Source organism: Streptococcus shenyangsis (assembly GCF_006385785.1).
In the GTDB taxonomy this organism is placed as follows: domain Bacteria; phylum Bacillota; class Bacilli; order Lactobacillales; family Streptococcaceae; genus Streptococcus; species Streptococcus shenyangsis.
This window is the reverse complement of sequence record NZ_VFSH01000012.1, coordinates 39,874-62,221: the sequence shown is the minus strand read 5'-3', so window position 1 is coordinate 62,221 and position 22,348 is coordinate 39,874. Positions and strand designations below refer to the sequence as shown.

Sequence of the window (22,348 nt, the reverse complement as noted above, 5' to 3'; positions counted from 1 at the left end):
TGCTGATTCAGATGCTGATGTGCTTGCTGACTCAGATGCGCTTGTGCTTGCTGATTCTGACGCACTTGTTGACGCTGACTCAGATGCACTTGTTGACGCTGATTCTGAAGCACTTGTTGATGCTGATTCAGAAGCTGATGTGCTTGCTGACTCAGATGCACTTGTTGATGCTGACTCAGATGCACTTGTTGACGCTGATTCTGACGCACTTGTTGATGCTGATTCAGAAGCTGATGTGCTTGCTGATTCAGATGCTGATGTGCTTGCTGACTCAGATGCGCTTGTGCTTGCTGATTCTGACGCACTTGTTGACGCTGACTCAGATGCACTTGTTGACGCTGATTCTGAAGCACTTGTTGATGCTGATTCAGAAGCTGATGTGCTTGCTGACTCAGATGCACTTGTTGACGCTGATTCTGAAGCACTTGTTGACGCTGACTCAGATGCACTTGTTGATGCCGATTCTGAAGCTGATGTACTTGCTGACTCAGAAGCTGATGTGCTTGCTGACTCTGACGCACTTGTTGATGCTGATTCAGATGCTGATGTGCTTGCTGATTCAGAAGCCGATGTGCTTGCTGACTCTGATGCACTTGTTGACGCTGACTCAGATGCTGATGTGCTTGCTGATTCTGAAGCTGATGTGCTTGCTGACTCAGAAGCTGATGTACTTGCTGATTCTGACGCACTTGTTGATGCTGATTCTGAAGCTGATGTGCTTGCTGATTCTGATGCGCTTGTGCTTGCTGACTCAGATGCACTTGTTGATGCTGATTCAGAAGCTGATGTGCTTGCTGACTCAGAAGCGCTTGTACTTGCTGATTCTGACGCACTTGTTGATGCTGACTCAGAAGCGCTTGTGCTTGCTGATTCTGACGCACTTGTTGATGCTGATTCAGAAGCTGATGTGCTTGCTGACTCAGATGCGCTTGTGCTTGCTGATTCTGAAGCTGATGTGCTTGCTGACTCAGAAGCTGATGTACTTGCTGATTCTGACGCACTTGTTGATGCTGATTCAGAAGCTGATGTACTTGCTGATTCTGACGCACTTGTTGATGCTGATTCAGAAGCTGATGTACTTGCTGATTCTGACGCACTTGTTGACGCTGATTCAGAAGCTGATGTGCTTGCTGACTCAGAAGCGCTTGTGCTTGCTGATTCTGACGCACTTGTTGATGCTGACTCAGAAGCGCTTGTGCTTGCTGATTCTGACGCACTTGTTGATGCTGATTCAGAAGCTGATGTGCTTGCTGATTCAGATGCACTTGTTGACGCTGACTCAGATGCCGATGTGCTTGCTGATTCAGAAGCGCTTGTGCTTGCTGATTCAGAAGCGCTTGTGCTTGCTGATTCAGAAGCTGATGTGCTTGCTGATTCTGATGCACTTGTTGATGCTGACTCAAATGCTGATGTACTTGCTGATTCTGATGCACTTGTTGATGCTGACTCAGATGCACTTGTTGACGCTGATTCTGACGCACTTGTTGATGCTGATTCAGATGCTGATGTGCTTGCTGATTCAGATGCTGATGTGCTTGCTGACTCAGATGCGCTTGTTGATGCCGATTCAGAAGCTGATGTGCTTGCTGATTCTGATGCACTTGTTGATGCTGACTCAGATGCTGATGTACTTGCTGATTCAGATGCACTTGTTGAGGCACTTTGACTCGCACTTGTTGACGCTGATTCTGACGCACTTGTTGATGCTGATTCAGAAGCCGATGTGCTTGCTGACTCTGATGCGCTTGTGCTTGCTGATTCTGACGCACTTGTCGATGCTGATTCAGATGCGCTTGTGCTTGCTGATTCTGACGCACTTGTTGATGCTGATTCAGAAGCTGATGTGCTTGCTGACTCAGATGCACTTGTTGATGCTGATTCAGATGCGCTTGTGCTTGCTGATTCTGACGCACTTGTTGACGCTGACTCAGATGCACTTGTTGACGCTGATTCTGACGCACTTGTTGATGCTGATTCAGAAGCTGATGTGCTTGCTGACTCTGATGCACTTGTTGACGCTGACTCAGATGCCGATGTGCTTGCTGATTCTGATGCACTTGTTGATGCTGACTCTGATGCACTTGTTGATGCTGATTCAGATGCTGATGTGCTTGCTGACTCAGATGCGCTTGTTGATGCTGACTCAGATGCTGATGTACTTGCTGATTCTGATGCACTTGTTGAGGCACTTTGACTCGCACTTGTTGACGCTGATTCTGACGCACTTGTTGATGCTGATTCAGAAGCCGATGTGCTTGCTGACTCTGATGCACTTGTTGATGCTGATTCTGACGCACTTGTTGATGCTGACTCAGATGCACTTGTTGATGCTGACTCAGATGCACTTGTTGATGCTGACTCAGATGCACTTGTTGACGCTGATTCTGACGCACTTGTTGATGCTGATTCAGATGCTGATGTGCTTGCTGACTCAGATGCGCTTGTGCTTGCTGATTCTGACGCACTTGTTGACGCTGACTCAGATGCACTTGTTGACGCTGATTCTGAAGCACTTGTTGATGCTGATTCAGATGCTGATGTGCTTGCTGACTCAGATGCACTTGTTGACGCTGACTCAGATGCCGATGTGCTTGCTGATTCTGAAGCACTTGTTGATGCTGACTCAGATGCACTTGTTGACGCTGATTCTGACGCACTTGTTGATGCTGACTCAGATGCACTTGTTGACGCTGATTCTGACGCACTTGTTGATGCTGACTCAGATGCACTTGTTGACGCTGATTCTGACGCACTTGTGCTTGCTGATTCAGAAGCCGATGTGCTTGCTGACTCAGATGCGCTTGTACTTGCTGACTCAGATGCACTTGTTGATGCTGATTCAGAAGCTGATGTGCTTGCTGACTCAGATGCACTTGTTGATGCTGACTCAGATGCACTTGTTGATGCTGATTCAGAAGCTGATGTGCTTGCTGACTCAGATGCACTTGTTGACGCTGACTCAGATGCACTTGTTGATGCTGATTCAGATGCGCTTGTGCTTGCTGATTCTGACGCACTTGTCGATGCTGATTCAGATGCGCTTGTGCTTGCTGATTCTGACGCACTTGTTGATGCTGATTCAGAAGCTGATGTGCTTGCTGACTCAGATGCACTTGTTGATGCTGATTCAGATGCGCTTGTTGATGCCGATTCTGAAGCTGATGTGCTTGCTGATTCTGATGCACTTGTTGATGCTGACTCAGATGCTGATGTACTTGCTGATTCTGACGCACTTGTTGATGCTGATTCAGAAGCTGATGTACTTGCTGATTCTGACGCACTTGTTGATGCTGATTCTGACGCACTTGTTGATGCTGATTCAGAAGCGCTTGTGCTTGCTGATTCTGATGCACTTATTGATGCTGATTCAGAAGCTGATGTACTTGCTGATTCTGACGCACTTGTTGATGCTGACTCAGAGGCGCTTGTGCTTGCTGACTCAGAAGCGCTTGTTGACGCTGATTCAGATGCCGATGTGCTTGCTGATTCAGATGCGCTTGTGCTTGCTGATTCAGATGCGCTTGTTGATGCTGATTCAGATGCTGATGTGCTTGCTGATTCTGATGCACTTGTTGATGCTGATTCAGAAGCTGATGTACTTGCTGATTCTGACGCACTTGTTGATGCTGATTCAGAAGCTGATGTACTTGCTGATTCTGACGCACTTGTTGATGCTGACTCAGAAGCGCTTGTGCTTGCTGATTCTGATGCACTTGTTGATGCTGACTCAGAAGCTGATGTGCTTGCTGATTCTGATGCACTTGTTGATGCTGACTCAGAGGCGCTTGTGCTTGCTGACTCAGAAGCGCTTGTTGACGCTGATTCTGACGCACTTGTTGATGCTGACTCAGAAGCTGATGTACTTGCTGATTCTGACGCACTTGTTGATGCTGACTCAGAAGCGCTTGTGCTTGCTGATTCTGATGCACTTGTTGACGCTGATTCAGAAGCTGATGTACTTGCTGATTCTGACGCACTTGTTGATGCTGATTCTGATGCACTTGTTGACGCTGATTCAGAGGCGCTTGTGCTTGCTGATTCTGATGCACTTGTTGATGCTGATTCAGATGCTGATGTACTTGCTGATTCTGACGCACTTGTTGATGCTGACTCAGAAGCGCTTGTGCTTGCTGATTCTGATGCACTTGTTGATGCTGACTCAGAAGCGCTTGTGCTTGCTGATTCTGACGCACTTGTTGATGCCGATTCAGAAGCTGATGTACTTGCTGACTCAGAAGCTGATGTGCTTGCTGATTCTGATGCACTTGTTGATGCTGACTCAGAAGCGCTTGTGCTTGCTGATTCTGATGCACTTGTTGATGCTGATTCAGATGCTGATGTACTTGCTGATTCTGACGCACTTGTTGATGCTGATTCAGAAGCTGATGTACTTGCTGATTCTGACGCACTTGTGCTTGCTGATTCAGAAGCCGATGTGCTTGCTGACTCAGATGCGCTTGTACTTGCTGATTCTGACGCACTTGTTGATGCCGATTCTGAAGCTGATGTACTTGCTGACTCAGATGCACTTGTTGACGCTGACTCAGATGCACTTGTTGATGCTGATTCAGATGCGCTTGTGCTTGCTGATTCTGACGCACTTGTTGACGCTGACTCAGATGCACTTGTTGACGCTGATTCTGACGCACTTGTTGATGCTGATTCAGAAGCTGATGTGCTTGCTGACTCAGATGCACTTGTTGACGCTGACTCAGATGCACTTGTTGATGCTGATTCAGATGCGCTTGTTGACGCTGATTCTGACGCACTTGTTGATGCTGATTCTGACGCACTTGTTGACGCTGACTCAGATGCACTTGTTGACGCTGATTCTGACGCACTTGTTGATGCTGACTGACTAGCTGATGTGCTTGCTGATTGGCTTGCACTTGTCGACGCGGACTGGCTAGCTGACGTGCTTGCTGATTGGCTTGCACTTGTCGACGCGGACTTAGATGCGCTCGTTGAGGCACTTTGGCTCGCACTTGTCGACGCGGACTTAGACGCGCTTGTTGAGGCACTTTGACTTGCACTTGTCGACGCGGACTTAGATGCGCTTGTTGAGGCACTTTGGCTCGCACTTGTCGACGCGGACTTAGACGCGCTTGTTGAGGCACTTTGACTTGCACTTGTCGACGCGGACTTAGATGCGCTTGTTGAGGCACTTTGACTTGCACTTGTCGACGCAGACTTAGACGCGCTTGTTGAGGCACTTTGGCTTGCACTTGTCGACGCGGACTTAGATGCACTTGTTGAGGCACTTTGACTTGCACTTGTCGACGCGGACTTAGATGCGCTTGTTGATGCACTTTGACTTGCACTTGTCGACGCGGACTTAGATGCGCTTGTTGAGGCACTTTGGCTTGCACTTGTCGATGCTGACTTAGATGCGCTCGTTGAGGCACTTTGGCTTGCACTTGTCGACGCGGACTTAGATGCGCTCGTTGAGGCACTTTGGCTTGCACTTGTCGACGCGGACTTAGATGCGCTCGTTGAGGCACTTTGGCTCGCACTTGTCGACGCGGACTTAGATGCGCTCGTTGAGGCACTTTGGCTTGCACTTGTCGACGCGGACTTAGATGCGCTCGTTGAGGCACTTTGGCTTGCACTTGTCGACGCAGACTTAGATGCGCTCGTTGAGGCACTTTGGCTTGCACTTGTCGACGCAGACTTAGATGCGCTCGTTGAGGCACTTTGGCTTGCACTTGTCGATGCGGACTGACTTGCTTTCGTCGACAATGACTTAGATGCACTTGTTGATGCACTTTGACTTGCACTTGTCGACGCGGACTTAGATGCGCTCGTTGAGGCACTTTGGCTGGCACTTGTCGATGCGCTCGTTGAGGCGGACAGCGATTTATACTCTGAATCATCTACCGTAATAGTAACTGGAACTTCATCTGTCGAATCATCTGGATAAGTTACTATAACTGTTCGTGTTAATTTACCATTTTTAACAGGTGAGTTCTCGCCACTCTTCCATTTATAAGTCGTTCTTGTACCTGCTGTTGTTCCTTCAGTTGGCAAATCACGCTTATTAGAAATATAATTCTCTGCCGGTCCCAAATTTGGAACAGTTCCATTTGAAGTCACCTTGACTGTAGGATTTGTTGCTGTCGGAGTGTACTTATCAGACTGCTTGCGGAACTCAATCTGGATATTGGCATTATTGGCAGTTTCATTTTGTCCGTTATTATTCGTTGTGGTAGATTGATCATATCCAGAAATATAACGATTCCAGATGTTACTACTAGCATTGGCACTGACTGACTGACCCTTACCTACATGACCTGAAATAGTTACTTTATACGGATTAGCATCTGTCGCATTGCCATCTTTTCCTAAATTACTTGTCTTATCCGTAAAGTTAATACGTGTTCCATTCGCAGCCTCCACTATAGGAGTACCATCCGTAACTTCGAAATCACGTGACGGACGTTCATTATAGGCATTTTTGTGAACCTTAATCTGGTCCAATCGACCACGGTCATCAGTCAAATTAACATCCACACTGAATTCTTCTTCACGATAAACGATAATCTTACGCGGATTCTCACCATCAATTTTTGCATTAGGTCCAGGAGTTAAGTTTTTAATTGTTGGTCGCTCATTGACTGTAGCTGACTGTGGAATTGGAGTACTACGTGTTTTATCATTGTAGACAATCGTTGCTGTACCATCTGCCTGGACTTCAATATCATCGATACGGTGATCTGCTTTAGCATTTTTGGCATAGATGGCATTCTTGACAGCAGTCTTTTCCTCTCCGGTCAAGTTGTTTTTATTTGCAACAGTTGTCAATTCAGGATTTGTCACTGGAAGACGATCCTTTAGCTCCCCTTGAACAACACCAAACCAAGAACTAATTTTAGAATTCCCTGAAGGATCGACTGCTTTAACTACACGAGAAAATTTATTACCAGACGACCACTGCATATTATCATTGACAGTAACATCCACTGTCTTTGTAGCTGGAGCGGTAGTTAGACTTGTAATATTGTCTACTGCACCACTCCCCCATTTAGTAGAGTTTCCTTCAAAGAAGTCATTCAGAGGCTCTAATTTTTTATTTGAACCTTGCTTATTCAATGTCAATTCTGTTAATTTTCCAAAGTTGTCATTACCAGTGAAAGTAATCTGAATCCTATCTCCAGCATAAAAAATAAAACGTCCATCACTATCTGTTTTGGGTGTTTGATTATTTACTTTCACAGTGTAATCAACAGTTGGCTCAGTTGCATCTGTCACATTCGCTTGAACTGTATCAACAGTATTATCACGATAAGTAAGAGTGATAAGACCTGTATCAGATACCGTAATTTCTTTATTGCCTTCAGAGTCCTTCACATAGTCAGTACCCGCGAGAATATCAGCATTTTTGCTCCTGAAGTTAGCTAGGATTTGATCTTTCTCAGTCTTACTCAAAGATGCAGGGTTGTTGACTGCAACAGCATCTCCACTAATAGGAGTATTACGCTCATTGTAACCTTTGATCGTCAGATTTAAACTTCCATCGGTACGTTGCCCTATAGTATCAACCACTTGGAAGTTAAGAGGATAAGTACCCGGAGTCATTGGTTTCCAGCCGTCACTACGACCAATTGTTCCACTTACAACCGATGTGTGTTCTCTAGGATACTGTCCATTAGAATAATAAGGTTTAAACCCTTGATTACCGATTGGTGCATACTTCATGGTCAAACCAGTGATGATAGTATTGTTCGGACTAGATAGCAAACTTACCACCCCTTTATCATCTCTCATGACAAATGGAATACCAGTTGAGCCACCAAGTACTTCATCGTTATATATTTCTACAGAAGAAGGCGAAATCGAAAGAGTAGGTATATTATCTGCCGTACGGTCCTGACCTCCCGCACTTCTATACTGACCTGTCCCACTAGTTGGAACAGTTGAACTGATTGAACCGCTATAATTTCCAGAAGTATCCGCACTTGTAAACGGTTGACTACTTGTAGCAACTTTTGCGTTCAAGCTTGCAGCTTTCGACTGCTTGTTTACAGTGGCATGAACTTCAAGCGTTGCTTCTAGGTTTCTTTGTTTATCATGGCGGATATCATAGACATACTCATTTCTTGAACCACCACGTTTCGCCATCTCTTGTCCATTAAAGGTCACACGATTAATCGTCGTATTGGAATCTACATCCGCAATCAGCCCTACATGATGCAAGGCATTGTTAGCATGCATATTAATACGCCAAACAACTTCATGAGTATTTGGATTATAATTAGTAGACGCAATTGAGGCTGTCGTACCATGGCTAGAGAATGTTGCTCTAGGAGAAGCACCCCTCTCTATCGCTTGTCCATTACGGCCATCACGTTGACCTGAAGTGGCACGTAAAACTGCATTGGCAATAGAATTACGAGCTGAAGTTGCCGTTTTGACAACACTACCAAGATCAGCAGTTGGATCCTTTAAAGCTGACTCAATCTCAGTAATGGCAGTTTCCACCTTAAGGATGGCTGCACTCGTATCTGGAAGATCTGCCGCCTTAGCTAAATACTCACCCATTTCAGCTGAAATTTTAGCCAGCTTTTTACGATCTTCTTCATTTTTCTTTGTAGATACTTCTACCGATGACAAGGCACCAGCAGTCACTCCTGCCAAACTTGTTAATTCGGAAGTTTTCTCTATCAAACCTGTTGCTGACTTAGCAGAGTCCAAGACAGGTGCAGACAAATTAGAGTTTGGCAAGCCTTGACTAACTACTTGATTTTCAGCTGAAGTAGATTCGGATTGTCCAGCAGTTTCAACACTAGCAGCGCTAGTCGCAACCGAACTGTCCTCTGAATGAACCATCAACTGACTAGAACTTACAGAAGTGCTTGCTGATACACTTGCAGAAGTACTTGTCGACGCACTAACAGAAGCAGAAGTACTTGCTGACATACTTGCAGAAGTGCTAGCGCTCACTGATTGGCTAGCAGAAGTCGATTCTGAACTAGACACACTCTCGCTTTCTGAGTGTGACAAACTTGCCGATTCTTCTGGATTTGCTTTCGAAACAGATCCAAGAACGACTGAGTCATTTGTAGCTAAAACATCCGATGACTCCAATGTCTTTTCAAGAGCAACCGCATCATTGGCATGAACAGTAGTTTGTGTTGCCACTGCTCCGCCTAATACAGCTCCTGTAGCTGCAAGTCCCCTTATAATATCGAGGCCTGTAATCGTATTGTTTGTTTGGTTCTCAACCACTTCGGTCATAACTTGAGTAGTGTCGACACTACCACGGAAAACCTTAAACAAACCAAATAAAGAAGTGGAAGCCCGTAGCCAATGCTTACCGGATTTCACTAACTTATAGCGGGTCACACGATCAGTTTCACGATATTGACCCTCTTGACGTCTGAAAAACATGTTATCTCCTTTTCTAAACTTAGGTTAAGGGTACAATTCACCCAATTCTAAGTTAATCTTTAATATTATAAAAAAAATTGATTTAAAAAGCAATAGAATTCAAAAAAATAATACTATATAATAACGTTTTATGTTTAATATAAAACTTTTATAAATAAACCGAAAACGCATTTAATATATATATATATATATATATATATCGCTATTTTTTGTATACTTCTAATTTATTTTACTTTGAATAAAAATATAAATTTTTCTATATTCAAACATTCTATTTCATTAATCAATCATACTATTGCCGAATCACAGCGCTAGCTAGAGTTCACTGTTAAATTTCAATACATATAGTTTCACTAGGATATTACGTGAGTAGATTGGCAAGAAAACATGTGTTCTATCAAGTTTTTGATTAGTCTCCTTAGTTACTGAAATTCTTGTCTTATAAAAGAATTTTACTGAACTAGCACAGAAAAGGGCGGAGAACATTATATTGACAAAATTTAGTAAGAAAGACAGCTACTCTAACTATCTAAAATTACGATGAAAAGCCCACGAACAATAACATTCATGGACTTATTCTAATAATAACGGATAGCTCAAATGACATAAGGCTTCCCAATTGTTACACTAGGACACGGAGTTTGGCAAATCGATTCCATTTGCCAAACGTAGTTAGTAAAGCAGTTAGCTAGACCACTCACTACAAGTTACGACGGAAAAATCCACGGATCGATAATATTCGTGGATTTTTCCTAGTGAAGCGTTTAGGTAGACCGCCATAGCGGTTACCGATTATTAGATTACGACACTGAGTTTTATAAATCGATTCCATTTGTAAAACTCAGTTAGTGAGGCAGTTAGCTAGACCACTCACTACCCGTTACGACGTAAAGTTTTACGAATCGATATTATTCGTAAAACTTTACTAGTGGAGCGCCTAGCCAAGTTCCATAGAAACTTGGCGTTAGTTACTTAGATTGTTACACAATCAAGTAACTTTGGCGATCTACATTTTTTCCTCTAACTCTACGTCTGGATACTTATCCGCAAACCAACGTAAGGCAAAGTCATTTTCAAAGAGGAAGACTGGCTGGTCAAAACGGTCTTTAGCCAAGATATTTCGGCTTGATGACATCCGTTCATCTAGGTCCTCAGGCTTAATCCAACGAACGGTCTTTTTACCCATTGGGGTCATGACTACTTCTGCATTGTACTCACCTTCCATACGGTGCTTAAAGACTTCAAACTGGAGTTGCCCCACAGCTCCTAGCATGTACTCACCTGTTTGGTAATTCTTATAGAGCTGAACGGCTCCTTCTTGCACCAATTGCTCAATCCCCTTGTGGAAGGATTTTTGCTTCATAACATTCTTAGCAGAAACTTTCATAAAAATCTCAGGTGTAAAGGTTGGCAGGGGTTCAAATTCAAACTTGTTTTTTCCAACTGTCAAGGTATCCCCAACCTGATAAGTACCTGTATCGTAAACCCCGATGATATCTCCTGCCACGGCATTGGTCACATTCTCACGACTTTCCGCCATAAACTGAGTAACATTCGACAGTTTAGCGCCCTTACCAGTACGAGGCAGGTTGACACTCATACCACGCTCAAATTCACCCGATACGATACGGACAAAGGCGATACGGTCACGGTGACGAGGGTCCATGTTGGCTTGAATTTTAAAGACAAATCCTGAGAAATCCTTGTCATAAGGACCCACAATTTCACCATCTGTTTTCTTGTGTCCATGTGGTTCTGGAGCAAACTTAAGGAAGGTTTCAAGGAATGTTTGCACACCAAAGTTTGTCAAGGCTGAACCGAAGAAGACAGGTGTCAATTCTCCAGCCAGAATAGCTTCCTCTGAGAATTCATTTCCAGCTTCATTTAAAAGCTCAATGTCATCCTTGACTTGCTCGTAGAAAGGATTGCTACCAAAAAGCTTGTCCCCATCTTCTAGACTAGCGAAACGTTCATCCCCCTTGTAGAGCTCCAAGCGTTGGTTATAAAGGTCATACAAGCCTTCAAAGGCTTTCCCCATCCCGATTGGCCAGTTCATCGGGTAGCTAGCAATGCCCAAGACTTCTTCCAACTCTTGCAAGAGGTCTAGTGGCTCACGACCGTCACGGTCTAGCTTGTTCATAAAGGTAAAGACTGGAATGCCACGATGTTTCACAACCTCAAATAATTTCTTAGTCTGAGCCTCGATACCCTTAGCAGAGTCCACGACCATGACCGCAGCATCCACCGCCATCAAGGTACGATAGGTATCTTCTGAAAAGTCCTCGTGTCCTGGCGTGTCGAGGATATTCACGCGTTTTCCGTCGTAGTCAAATTGCATCACAGATGAGGTCACCGAAATCCCACGTTGCTTCTCGATATCCATCCAGTCAGACTTGGCAAAAGTTCCTGTTTTCTTCCCTTTTACGGTACCAGCTTCACGAATCTCGCCCCCAAAGTAGAGCAGTTGCTCAGTGATGGTTGTTTTCCCCGCGTCAGGGTGGGAGATAATGGCAAAAGTACGGCGTTTCTTAATTTCTTCTTGAATATTCATAAGTTCTCTTTCTTTGATTCTCTATTTTTCTTGTTTCAATAGCTAAGAATGATTTTTACATTGGATTTTACCATTCCTTTCAACACTCCATTATATCGGATTTTAGCATTTTTTTCAATTTCTATTTCTTTTCACTTATCCCTCCCTTATTTATAGGAAAATATGGTAAAATAGAACAGACTAAAAATCATCATTTCACGAAAGGATGCAAGATGAAAATTACGCAAGAAGAGGTAACACACGTTGCCAATCTTTCAAAATTAAGATTCTCTGAAGAAGAAACTGCTGCCTTTGCGACGACCTTGTCTAAGATTGTTGACATGGTTGAATTGCTGGGCGAAGTTGACACAACTGGTGTCGCACCTACTACGACCATGGCTGATCGCAAGACTGTGCTCCGCCCTGATGTGGCCGAAGAAGGAACAGACCGTGATCGCTTATTTAAAAACGTACCTGAAAAAGACAACTACTATATCAAGGTACCAGCTATCCTAGACGATGGAGGAGATGCCTAATGACTTTTAACAATAAAACCATTGAAGACTTGCATAATCTCCTTGTCTCTAAGGAAATTTCTGCAACTGAATTGACCCAAGCTACGCTTGAAGATATCAAGTCTCGCGAGACAGCTATTAACGCTTTTGTTACCATCGCTAAGGAGCAAGCACTTGCTCAAGCTAAAGCCATTGATGAAGCTGGAATTGATGCTGATAATGTCCTTTCAGGAATTCCACTTGCAGTTAAGGATAATATCTCTACAGACGGTATTCTCACAACTGCTGCCTCAAAAATGCTCTACAACTACGAGCCTATCTTTGATGCGACAGCTGTGTCAAATGCTAAATCAAAAGGCATGATTATCATTGGAAAGACCAACATGGACGAATTTGCCATGGGTGGTTCAGGTGAAACTTCACACTATGGTGCCACTAAAAATGCTTGGGACCAAAGCAAGGTTCCCGGTGGTTCATCAAGTGGTTCTGCCGCAGCCGTAGCCTCAGGTCAAGTCCGCTTGTCACTTGGTTCTGATACTGGTGGTTCTATCCGCCAACCTGCCGCCTTCAACGGGATTGTTGGTCTCAAACCAACCTACGGAACAATTTCACGTTTCGGTCTCATTGCCTTCGGTAGTTCGCTAGACCAGATTGGACCTTTTGCTCCTACTGTTAAGGAAAACGCCCTCTTACTCAACGCTATTGCTAGCGAAGATGCTAAAGATTCCACTTCTGCTCCTGTCCGCATTGCCGACTTTACTTCAAAAATCGGTCAAGACATCAAGGGCATGAAAATCGCTTTGCCTAAGGAATACCTTGGTGAAGGGATTGACCCAGAGGTTAAGGAAACTATTCTAAATGCTGCTAAGCACTTTGAAAAACTTGGCGCTATCGTCGAAGAAGTCAGCCTTCCTCACTCTAAATACGGTGTGGCAGTTTACTACATCATCGCTTCATCTGAAGCTTCATCAAACTTGCAACGTTTTGACGGTATCCGTTACGGCTACCGCGCAGAAGATGCGACTAATCTTGATGAAATCTATGTAAACAGCCGTAGCCAAGGTTTCGGTGAAGAGGTAAAACGTCGTATCATGCTAGGTACTTTCAGCCTTTCATCAGGTTACTATGATGCTTACTACAAAAAGGCTGGTCAAGTTCGTACACTCATCATTCAAGATTTCGAAAAAGTCTTTGCGGATTACGACTTGATTTTGGGCCCAACTGCACCAAGCGTTGCCTATGACTTGGATTCTCTCAACCACGACCCAGTTGCCATGTACTTGGCTGACCTTTTGACCATCCCAGTCAACTTGGCTGGTCTCCCAGGAATTTCGATTCCTGCTGGATTCTCTCAAGGTCTACCTGTCGGTCTACAATTGATTGGTCCTAAGTATTCTGAGGAAACCATTTACCAAGCTGCTGCTGCTTTTGAAGCAACAACAGACTACCATAAACAACAACCCGTGATTTTTGGAGGTGACAATTAATGAACTTTGAAACAGTCATTGGACTTGAAGTCCACGTAGAGCTCAACACCAATTCAAAAATCTTCTCACCTACTTCTGCCCACTTTGGAAATGAGCAAAATGCCAACACTAACGTGATTGACTGGTCTTTCCCAGGAGTTCTGCCAGTTCTCAATAAAGGTGTTGTTGATGCCGGTATCAAGGCTGCTCTTGCCCTCAATATGGACATCCATAAAAAGATGCACTTTGACCGCAAGAACTACTTCTATCCTGATAATCCCAAAGCCTACCAAATTTCTCAATTTGATGAGCCAATTGGTTACAATGGATGGATTGAAGTTGAGCTAGAAGACGGTACGACCAAGAAAATCGGTATCGAACGCGCCCACCTAGAGGAAGATGCTGGTAAAAACACCCACGGTACAGACGGCTACTCTTATGTAGACCTCAACCGCCAAGGGGTGCCATTGATCGAGATTGTATCTGAAGCTGACATGCGTTCGCCAGAAGAAGCCTACGCTTATCTGACAGCCCTCAAGGAAGTCATCCAGTACGCTGGTATTTCTGACATCAAGATGGAAGAAGGTTCTATGCGTGTGGATGCTAACATCTCCCTTCGTCCTTATGGTCAAGAAAAATTCGGTACCAAGACTGAGTTGAAGAACTTGAATTCCTTCTCAAATGTCCGCAAAGGTCTTGAATACGAAGTCCAACGTCAGGCTGAAATCCTTCGTTCAGGTGGTCAAATTCGCCAAGAAACACGCCGTTACGATGAAGCCAACAAGACAACTATCCTCATGCGTGTTAAGGAAGGCGCTGCTGACTACCGCTACTTCCCAGAACCTGACCTACCTATCTTTGAAATTTCAGATGAGTGGATCGAAGAAATGCGTACAGAGTTGCCAGAGTTTCCAAAAGAACGCCGTGCGCGTTATGTATCTGACCTTGGCTTGTCAGACTATGATGCTAGTCAGTTAACTGCGAACAAAGTCACTTCTGATTTCTTTGAAAAAGCTGTTGCTCTCGGTGGCGATGCTAAACAAGTCTCTAACTGGCTCCAAGGTGAGGTTGCTCAGTTCTTGAACGCTGAAGGCAAGACACTGGAACAAATCGAATTGACACCAGAAAACTTGGTTGAAATGATTGCCATCATCGAAGACGGTACGATCTCTTCTAAGATTGCTAAGAAAGTCTTTGTCCACCTGGCGAAAAATGGCGGTGGAGCGCGTGAATACGTGGAAAAAGCAGGCATGGTCCAAATCTCAGATCCAGCTGTCTTGATTCCAATTATCCACCAAGTCTTTGCGGATAACGAAGCCGCAGTTGCCGACTTCAAGTCAGGTAAACGTAACGCAGACAAGGCCTTCACAGGCTTCCTGATGAAAGCAACCAAAGGCCAAGCCAACCCACAAGTTGCCCTTAAACTACTTGCCCAAGAATTGGCAAAGTTGAAAGAAGATTAATATGTAAAAGAAACCAGCCCTGAGGTTGGTTTTTTTCGCTCCTACCAAATCCCAATAACTATTTTGGCTTTATTTCCAGAAGATTTTATGGTAAAATGAAGAGTAATAATATTTATTAAAGAGGTAAAAACATGATTGAAGCAAGCAAATTGAAAGCTGGTATGACATTTGAAACTGCAGACGGAAAATTGATCCGCGTTTTGGAAGCTAGCCACCATAAACCAGGTAAAGGGAACACTATCATGCGTATGAAATTACGTGATGTCCGTACTGGTTCTACTTTTGATACAAGCTACCGTCCAGAAGAAAAATTCGAACAAGCTATTATCGAAACTGTTCCAGCTCAATACTTGTACAAAATGGATGAAACTGCCTACTTCATGAACACTGAAACTTACGACCAATACGAAATCCCAGTCGTAAACGTTGAAAATGAACTGCTTTACATCCTTGAAAACTCTGATGTGAAAATCCAATTCTACGGAACTGAAGTAATCGGTGTAACTGTACCAACTACTGTTGAATTGACAGTTGCTGAAACACAACCATCTATCAAAGGTGCTACTGTTACAGGTTCTGGTAAACCAGCAACTATGGAAACTGGACTTGTTGTCAACGTTCCAGACTTCATCGAAGCTGGACAAAAATTGATCATCAACACTGCAGAAGGAACTTACGTTTCTCGTGCCTAATCTCTAGAAAGAGGTCATTCTATGGGAACTGAAGAACAATTTGGCGAAATCGTTATCGCTCCACGTGTACTTGAAAAAATCATTGCCATCGCAACTGCTAAAGTTGATGGTGTCCACTCATTTTCAAATAAATCCGTATCTGATACCTTATCAAAACTCTCTCTTGGTCGTGGCGTCTACTTAAAAGAAAGCAACGAAGAACTAACTGCTGACATCTACCTCTATCTTGAGTACGGTGTGAAAGTGCCAAAAGTAGCTCTTGCTATTCAAAAAGCGGTCAAAGATGCTGTCCATGATATGGCTGATGTAGAACTTTCTGCTGTCAATATCCATGTTACAGGAATCGTTCCAGATAAAACACCAAAACCTGAGTTGAAAGATCTATTTAACGAGGACTTCCTCAATGACTAGTCCATTATTAGAATCTAGACGCGAACTTCGTAAATGCGCTTTTCAAGCTCTTATGAGTCTTGAATTCGGTACAGATGTGGAAACAGCTTGTCACTTTGCCTACACACATGACCGTGAAGATGCAGATGTGCAAATCCCAGCCTTTCTTCTAAACTTGGTTTCTGGTATCCAAGCTCAAAAAGAAGAATTAGATAACCAAATCAACCAGCATCTCAAGTCAGGCTGGACAGTTGAACGCTTGACCTTGGTCGAAAAAAACTTACTACGCTTGGGAATCTTTGAAATCACATCATTTGATACACCTCAGCTGGTAGCAGTCAATGAATCTATTGAACTTGCCAAGAATTTTTCAGATCAAAAATCAGCCCGCTTTATCAACGGACTGCTTAGTCAATTTGTAACTGAAGAAAATAAATAATCAAAAAAGTGTTTGGTCTTCCAAGCACCTTTTGACTTTCTCTTGATATAGAGTAAGAAGCACATAAAAACTAGAACTGACTTCCAGTTCTAGTTTTTGCGTATTCTAAAGAATTATACTCAATGAAAATCAAAGAGCAAACTAGGAAGCTAGCCATAGGCTGCTCAAAACACGGTTTTGAGGTTATGGATAGAACTGACGAAGTCAGTAACATATATACGACTAGGCGAAGCTGACGTGGTTTGAAGAGATTTTCGAAGAGTATTAGTATTTTCTAAATCGTTGATATCGTTCTTCCAACAACTCTTCTAGAGGTTTTTGTGAAAGCATGGCTAGCTCGTCTTGTAGTTCTTTTTTGACACTTTTAATCAGTTCTTTGCTAGAAAGTCCTGCTTCAGAAATCACCTTATCCACCACGTCCATTTCTAACAGTTCATGTGAGGTGATTTTCATCAGTTCTGCTGCTTCCATGGCACGAGTGCCGTCCTTCCATAGAATGGAAGCAAAGCCTTCTGGACTGAGAATGGCATAGATGGAATTTTCCAGCATCCAGACACGGTCTGCGACTGCCAGAGCCAGAGCTCCACCTGAACCACCTTCACCGATAATGATGGCGATAATCGGAACTTTCAGGTCACTCATTTCCATGAGATTGCGAGCAATAGCTTCCCCTTGTCCACGTTCTTCCGCGCCGACACCAGGATAGGCACCTGCAGTATTGATAAAGGTCACAACTGGACGGCCAAATTTTTCAGCCTGTTTCATCAAACGTAAGGCCTTGCGGTAACCTTCTGGATGCGGTTGCCCAAAATTCCGTTTGAGGTTGTCTTGTAAGCTCTTGCCTTTTTGGATACCAACTACTGTTACAGCTTGGTCTCCAAGCCAGCCGATACCACCAACAACTGCACCATCGTCACGAAAAGAACGGTCACCGTGTAATTGGATAAAGTCATCAAAAATGCCTGTCGCAAAATCCAAGGTTGTCAAGCGACTCTGCTCACGCGCTTCTCTGACTATTTTTGCAATATTCATCTAGGACTCCCTCCGTGCAATCTGACTAGACTAGCAATCATATCTGACAAGTCCCTTCTTTTAACAATAGCATCCACAAATCCATGCTCCAATAGGAATTCTGCCTTTTGGAAATCCTCCGGCAAGCTTTCACGAACCGTATTTTCAATCACACGACGCCCAGCAAAACCGACCAAGCTCTGTGGTTCTGCTAGAATAATATCCCCTTCCATAGCGAAAGAAGCTGTTACACCACCTGTCGTTGGATCTGTCAAAATGGTCAGGTAAAAGAGACCAGCATTTGAATGGCGCTTAACTGCTGCAGAGATTTTAGCCATTTGCATGAGACTCATGATTCCTTCCTGCATACGGGCTCCACCAGAGGCTGTAAAGAGGACAACTGGCAACTTTTCAACCGTCGCATACTCAAACAAGCGAGTGATTTTCTCCCCTACAACCGTACCCATAGAAGCCATGATAAAGTTGGAATCCATAATCCCAAGAGCCACAGTCTGACCTTTAATAAGAGCAGTTCCTGTCACAACAGCTTCATCCAGACCAGTTTTTTCACGCATAGCTGCTAGTTTCTTTTGATAATCAGGGAAATGCAAGGGATCCTTGCTTTCAATCCCTGTAAACAATTCCTTGAAGGTTCCCATATCAATCGTCAAAGCCAAGCGTTCTTGGGTAGAAATACGAAAGGTATAGCTACAATGTGGACAGATACGCTCACTTCCCAGATCCTTCTGATAGATGGTATGCTTGCAGCCTGGACACTGGGAGAATAATTCATCTGGAACCTCTGGCTTGGCTTGAGGCTTTTCCCTAACCGAACGATTGGGATTGATTCGAATATACTTATCTTTTTTACTAAATAGAGCCATTGATTCCCCTTTTCGGTTTAAACTCTTGAAGTCATTTTATTCTTTTTCTTGATATTTGGGTAAGAAAGTTTCCATCAAGAAGGAAGTATCGTAATCTCCAGCAATGACATTGCGATCTGAAATGAGGTCAAGCTGGAAATCTGCATTGGTCTGCACCCCCTCTATCTCTAGTTCGTAGAGGGCACGTTGCATTTTCATCAAGGCATCAAAACGATTTTCACCGTGAACGATGATTTTAGCAATCATACTATCATAATAGGGGGGAATGGTATAGCCTGGATAAACTGCTGAATCCACGCGCAAGCCAACACCTCCGCTTGGAAGATAGAGATTGGTAATCTTACCTGGACTTGGAGCAAAGTTGAAGGCTGGATTTTCAGCATTGATACGACATTCAATAGCATGACCTCGTAGAACAATATCTTCTTGCTTAACAGACAGAGGTTGACCTGCTGCAATGCGAATCTGTTCCTTAACGATATCAACACCTGAAACAAATTCTGTTACTGGATGTTCTACTTGTACACGAGTATTCATCTCCATAAAGTAGAATTTGCCACTGGCTTCATCAAGAAGAAACTCAATGGTCCCTGCATTCTCATAGCCAACAGACTCTGCCGCTCGAACAGCAGCAGCACCGATTTCATGGCGCAGCGTTTTTCCGATTGCAATCGAAGGACTTTCTTCTAAAACCTTTTGATTATTCCGTTGAAGAGAACAATCCCGTTCACCCAAGTGAATCACATGTCCATGCTCATCTCCTAGAATTTGAACCTCGATGTGACGAGCTGGATAGATAACCCGTTCTATGTACATGGCACCATTGCCATAATTTGCCTTTGCTTCGCTAGAGGCTGTTTCAAAGGCTGAAACAAGGTCTTCTGGTTTTTCAACCTTACGAATCCCTTTACCACCACCACCGGCTGAAGCCTTGAGCATAACAGGATAGCCAATTTTTTCAGCAACAATCAAAGCTTCTTCCGAGTTATGCACTTCTCCATCTGAACCTGGTATGACAGGCACGCCTGCTTTGATCATCTGAGCGCGCGCATTGATCTTATCCCCCATCATATCCATAACATGGCCAGATGGACCGATAAACTTGATTCCCACCTCTTCACACATGGTCGCAAATTTGGAATTTTCACTGAGAAATCCAAAACCTGGGTGGATGGCTTCTGCCTCAGTCAAAACTGCAGCTGATAGAACCGCATTAATATTGAGATAAGACTCTGTCGCCTTACCAGGGCCAATACAAACTGCTTCATCTGCCAAAAGCGTATGAAGAGCTTCCTTATCAGCAGTTGAATAAACCGCCACCGTCGCAATGCCCAATTCACGCGCCGCACGGATAATACGAACCGCAATTTCACCACGATTGGCAATTAAAATTTTTCGAAACATGGAGAACCTCCTTAGTTCCCTATTGCAAAGGTAAGAGTACCACTAGCTGCAAGCTTGCCATCCACTTCAGCCTTTGCTTCAACAACGGCAATGCTACCGCGACGTTTTACAAACGTTGCCGTCATAACTAATTGGTCACCTGGTACAACTTGCTTCTTAAATTTAACCTTGTCCATACCAGCGTAAAAGACTAGTTTACCTTTATTTTCAGGTTTTGATAACTCCAAGACACCAGCTGTTTGCGCCAAGGCTTCCATAATCAGAACACCTGGCATAACTGGATATTGAGGAAAATGGCCGTTAAAGAAAGGTTCATTGATGGTCACATTTTTGATAGCAACAATGGTATCCTCGCTCACTTCCAAGACACGGTCCACTAGGAGCATAGGATAACGGTGGGGAAGAGCTTCTTTGATTCCTTGAATATCGATCATTTGATACGTACCAATCCTTTACCAAACTCAACCATTTCTTCGTTAGAAACGAGAATTTCCGTTACCACACCATCCTTAGGAGCTGGGATTTCATTCATAACTTTCATGGCTTCGATAATTACCAATGTTTGACCTTTTTTAACACTATCACCAACTGTTACAAAGGCAGGTTTATCTGGACCAGCAGCCAAGTAAGCCACTCCAACAAGTGGGCTCTCTACAACATCTCCCTCAGCAGCCACACTTGTTTCTGCTGGAGCTGGAACTTCTTCTGCTACAGTCTCTGCTGGAGTAGATGTAGGAGCTACTGGACTTGGTGTTCCTAGAACAGGTGCTGGAGCGACTTGAGGTGCAACTTCAGATACAAGTCTCGCTTCATTCTTGCTAAACTGCAATTCATCCGTCCCATTCTTATAAGAAAACTCTCTCAAACTTGACTGGTCAAATTGGGCCATCAAGTCTTTAATATCGTTTAAATTCATACTTATTTATTCTCCCAACGTTTGAAAGCAAGAACTGCATTGTGGCCACCAAAACCAAAAGTATTTGAAATAGCGTATGGAATTTCTTGCTCCAAGCCTTGTCCATAAACGACATTGGCTTCGATATAATCTGATACTTCACTTGTTCCAGCTGTCATTGGTACAAAGTTATGACGCATGGCTTCAATTGTGACGATAGCTTCTACTGCACCTGCAGCCCCCAGCAAATGTCCTGTGAAAGACTTAGTTGATGATACAGGTACTTCCTTACCAAGAACAGCTACGATCGCTCCACTTTCTCCTTTTTCATTAGCAGGAGTTGAGGTTCCGTGAGCATTGACATAGGCTACTTGCTCTGGAGAAATCTCAGATTCTTCCAAAGCTAGTTTGATGGCCTTGATAGCTCCCTGACCTTCTGGATGTGGTGAAGTCATGTGGTAGGCATCACAAGTATTTCCGTAACCAACCACTTCAGCAAGGATAGTAGCGCCACGTTTTTCAGCGTGTTCAAGGCTTTCAAGAACCAACATCCCCGAACCTTCACCCATGACAAACCCATTACGATCCTTATCAAATGGAATAGAAGCACGAGTTGGATCCTCTGTAGTAGAGAGAGCTGTTAGGGCTTGGAAACCAGCAATAGCAAAAGGTGTGATAGAGGCTTCTGAACCACCTACCAATATAACATCTTGGAAACCAAACTTAATCGAGCGGAAAGCATCCCCAATCGCATCATTTGAGGAAGCGCAGGCAGTATTGATGGATTTACAAACACCGTTTGCTCCAAAACGCATAGCAACATTTCCTGAAGCCATATTTGGCAAAGCTTTTGGAAGGGTCAATGGTTTCACACGTTTTGGTCCTTTGTCATTTAGGCGAATCACTTGATCTTCAATTTCTTTGATTCCACCAATACCAGAGGCCACGATAACACCAAAACGATCTTTATCAAGAGCCTCTACATCCAAATTGGCATGATTGACAGCTTCTTGGGCTGCGTACAAGGCATATAAAGAATAGTTATCAAAACGATTGGTATCTTTCTTAACAAAGTATTTATCAAAAGGAAAATCTTGGATTTCTGCTGCATTATGCACATCAAAGTCACTATGATCGAATTTTGTTATTTGACCAATTCCGATTTTTCCAGTTGTCAAACTATTCCAAAATTCTTCTGGTGTATTTCCGATTGGAGATGTTACCCCATAACCTGTTACTACTACGCGATTTAGTTTCATCTTTTTCACCTCT

Annotated in this window: 17 protein-coding genes and 3 pseudogenes; 11 read left to right on the top strand and 9 right to left on the bottom strand. The window is 43.7% G+C overall.

The window, feature by feature from the left end; all coding sequences use genetic code 11:
* The 3 genes and pseudogenes from FJR77_RS10565 to FJR77_RS10555 all read left to right on the top strand — a co-directional run.
* Positions 1-1,666: pseudogene (locus FJR77_RS10565) on the top strand (adhesive domain-containing protein); the annotation flags it as partial.
* Positions 1,667-1,723: 57 nt separating this feature from the next.
* Complete coding sequence (locus FJR77_RS10560; protein ID WP_308851596.1) at positions 1,724-2,194, top strand: hypothetical protein; 471 nt, start codon at positions 1,724-1,726, stop codon at positions 2,192-2,194.
* Between the two features lie 57 nt (positions 2,195-2,251).
* Positions 2,252-4,858 carry a hypothetical protein gene (locus tag FJR77_RS10555; RefSeq protein ID WP_456243020.1) on the top strand — a complete coding sequence of 869 codons (2,607 nt, stop codon included), beginning with the start codon at positions 2,252-2,254 and terminating at the stop codon, positions 4,856-4,858.
* A 1,022-nt stretch (positions 4,859-5,880) separates the two neighbouring features.
* Here FJR77_RS10555 and FJR77_RS10530 read toward each other — a convergent pair.
* Positions 5,881-7,575: pseudogene (locus FJR77_RS10530) on the bottom strand (sialoglycan-binding domain-containing protein); the annotation flags it as partial.
* Positions 7,576-8,356: 781 nt separating this feature from the next.
* Here FJR77_RS10530 and FJR77_RS10490 point away from each other — a divergent pair.
* Positions 8,357-8,728 carry a hypothetical protein gene (locus FJR77_RS10490; protein WP_140834404.1) on the top strand — a complete coding sequence of 124 codons (372 nt, stop codon included), beginning with the start codon at positions 8,357-8,359 and terminating at the stop codon, positions 8,726-8,728.
* Positions 8,729-8,848: 120 nt separating this feature from the next.
* Complete coding sequence (locus tag FJR77_RS10485; protein ID WP_140834402.1) at positions 8,849-9,118, top strand: hypothetical protein; 270 nt, start codon at positions 8,849-8,851, stop codon at positions 9,116-9,118.
* Between the two features lie 26 nt (positions 9,119-9,144).
* On the opposite strand, the pseudogene FJR77_RS10525 reads toward FJR77_RS10485, so the two are convergent.
* Positions 9,145-9,387 (bottom strand): annotated as a pseudogene (locus FJR77_RS10525) (accessory Sec-dependent serine-rich glycoprotein adhesin); the annotation flags it as partial.
* Between the two features lie 1,006 nt (positions 9,388-10,393).
* Entirely contained in the window at positions 10,394-11,938 is a 1,545-nt protein-coding gene (locus FJR77_RS08530) for a peptide chain release factor 3 (RefSeq protein ID WP_140834400.1), read from the bottom strand.
* Between the two features lie 212 nt (positions 11,939-12,150).
* Between FJR77_RS08530 and gatC the strand changes: the two genes are divergently transcribed.
* The 6 genes from gatC to nusB all read left to right on the top strand — a co-directional run bounded on the left by gatC (position 12,151) and on the right by nusB (position 16,882).
* Positions 12,151-12,453, top strand: a complete 303-nt coding sequence (gene gatC / locus FJR77_RS08525; RefSeq protein ID WP_000705419.1) for an Asp-tRNA(Asn)/Glu-tRNA(Gln) amidotransferase subunit GatC — start codon at positions 12,151-12,153, stop codon at positions 12,451-12,453.
* A complete protein-coding gene (gene gatA, locus FJR77_RS08520; protein WP_140834398.1) occupies positions 12,453-13,919 on the top strand; it encodes an Asp-tRNA(Asn)/Glu-tRNA(Gln) amidotransferase subunit GatA in 1,467 nt (488 codons plus the stop codon). Before gatC ends, gatA begins: the two co-directional genes overlap by 1 nt.
* A complete protein-coding gene (gatB, locus tag FJR77_RS08515) occupies positions 13,919-15,361 on the top strand; it encodes an Asp-tRNA(Asn)/Glu-tRNA(Gln) amidotransferase subunit GatB (protein WP_140834396.1) in 1,443 nt (480 codons plus the stop codon). Before gatA ends, gatB begins: the two co-directional genes overlap by 1 nt.
* Before the next feature lie 131 nt (positions 15,362-15,492).
* Entirely contained in the window at positions 15,493-16,053 is a 561-nt protein-coding gene (gene efp / locus FJR77_RS08510) for an elongation factor P (protein ID WP_000568643.1), read from the top strand.
* A gap of 21 nt (positions 16,054-16,074) precedes the next feature.
* Complete coding sequence (locus FJR77_RS08505) at positions 16,075-16,464, top strand: Asp23/Gls24 family envelope stress response protein (protein WP_000536307.1); 390 nt, start codon at positions 16,075-16,077, stop codon at positions 16,462-16,464.
* The gene (gene nusB / locus FJR77_RS08500) at positions 16,457-16,882 is read left to right on the top strand and encodes a transcription antitermination factor NusB (RefSeq protein WP_140834395.1); all 426 of its coding nucleotides are present in this window, start codon (positions 16,457-16,459) and stop codon (positions 16,880-16,882) included. Before FJR77_RS08505 ends, nusB begins: the two co-directional genes overlap by 8 nt.
* A gap of 264 nt (positions 16,883-17,146) precedes the next feature.
* Here the strand turns inward: nusB and FJR77_RS08495 are convergent, their stop codons facing one another.
* The 6 genes from FJR77_RS08495 to fabF are packed head-to-tail and all read right to left on the bottom strand — an operon-like array spanning position 17,147 to position 22,335.
* Entirely contained in the window at positions 17,147-17,914 is a 768-nt protein-coding gene (locus FJR77_RS08495) for an acetyl-CoA carboxylase carboxyl transferase subunit alpha (RefSeq protein ID WP_140834394.1), read from the bottom strand.
* Positions 17,911-18,777, bottom strand: a complete 867-nt coding sequence (gene accD / locus FJR77_RS08490) for an acetyl-CoA carboxylase, carboxyltransferase subunit beta (RefSeq protein ID WP_140834393.1) — start codon at positions 18,775-18,777, stop codon at positions 17,911-17,913. The genes FJR77_RS08495 and accD overlap by 4 nt, the downstream gene beginning before the upstream one ends.
* A gap of 36 nt (positions 18,778-18,813) precedes the next feature.
* Entirely contained in the window at positions 18,814-20,181 is a 1,368-nt protein-coding gene (gene accC / locus FJR77_RS08485) for an acetyl-CoA carboxylase biotin carboxylase subunit (protein WP_140834392.1), read from the bottom strand.
* Between the two features lie 11 nt (positions 20,182-20,192).
* Positions 20,193-20,615 (bottom strand): 3-hydroxyacyl-ACP dehydratase FabZ, encoded by a 423-nt coding sequence (fabZ, locus tag FJR77_RS08480; protein ID WP_000565512.1) that lies wholly within the window; start codon positions 20,613-20,615, stop codon positions 20,193-20,195.
* Positions 20,612-21,097 carry an acetyl-CoA carboxylase biotin carboxyl carrier protein gene (gene accB, locus FJR77_RS08475; protein WP_140834391.1) on the bottom strand — a complete coding sequence of 162 codons (486 nt, stop codon included), beginning with the start codon at positions 21,095-21,097 and terminating at the stop codon, positions 20,612-20,614. The genes fabZ and accB overlap by 4 nt, the downstream gene beginning before the upstream one ends.
* Before the next feature lie 2 nt (positions 21,098-21,099).
* A complete protein-coding gene (gene fabF / locus FJR77_RS08470) occupies positions 21,100-22,335 on the bottom strand; it encodes a beta-ketoacyl-ACP synthase II (protein ID WP_140834390.1) in 1,236 nt (411 codons plus the stop codon).
* Positions 22,336-22,348 lie beyond the last annotated feature (13 nt).

Bases quoted from the DNA above. Each gene is read 5' to 3' on its own strand.
- FJR77_RS08530 (WP_140834400.1), bottom strand. From the start codon at position 11,938: ATGAATATTCAAGAAGAAATTAAGAAACGCCGTACTTTTGCCATTATC.
- gatC (WP_000705419.1), top strand. From the start codon at position 12,151: ATGAAAATTACGCAAGAAGAGGTAACACACGTTGCCAATCTTTCAAAA.
- gatA (WP_140834398.1), top strand. From the start codon at position 12,453: ATGACTTTTAACAATAAAACCATTGAAGACTTGCATAATCTCCTTGTC.
- gatB (WP_140834396.1), top strand. From the start codon at position 13,919: ATGAACTTTGAAACAGTCATTGGACTTGAAGTCCACGTAGAGCTCAAC.
- efp (WP_000568643.1), top strand. From the start codon at position 15,493: ATGATTGAAGCAAGCAAATTGAAAGCTGGTATGACATTTGAAACTGCA.
- FJR77_RS08505 (WP_000536307.1), top strand. From the start codon at position 16,075: ATGGGAACTGAAGAACAATTTGGCGAAATCGTTATCGCTCCACGTGTA.
- nusB (WP_140834395.1), top strand. From the start codon at position 16,457: ATGACTAGTCCATTATTAGAATCTAGACGCGAACTTCGTAAATGCGCT.
- FJR77_RS08495 (WP_140834394.1), bottom strand. From the start codon at position 17,914: ATGAATATTGCAAAAATAGTCAGAGAAGCGCGTGAGCAGAGTCGCTTG.
- accD (WP_140834393.1), bottom strand. From the start codon at position 18,777: ATGGCTCTATTTAGTAAAAAAGATAAGTATATTCGAATCAATCCCAAT.
- accC (WP_140834392.1), bottom strand. From the start codon at position 20,181: ATGTTTCGAAAAATTTTAATTGCCAATCGTGGTGAAATTGCGGTTCGT.
- fabZ (WP_000565512.1), bottom strand. From the start codon at position 20,615: ATGATCGATATTCAAGGAATCAAAGAAGCTCTTCCCCACCGTTATCCT.
- accB (WP_140834391.1), bottom strand. From the start codon at position 21,097: ATGAATTTAAACGATATTAAAGACTTGATGGCCCAATTTGACCAGTCA.
- fabF (WP_140834390.1), bottom strand. From the start codon at position 22,335: ATGAAACTAAATCGCGTAGTAGTAACAGGTTATGGGGTAACATCTCCA.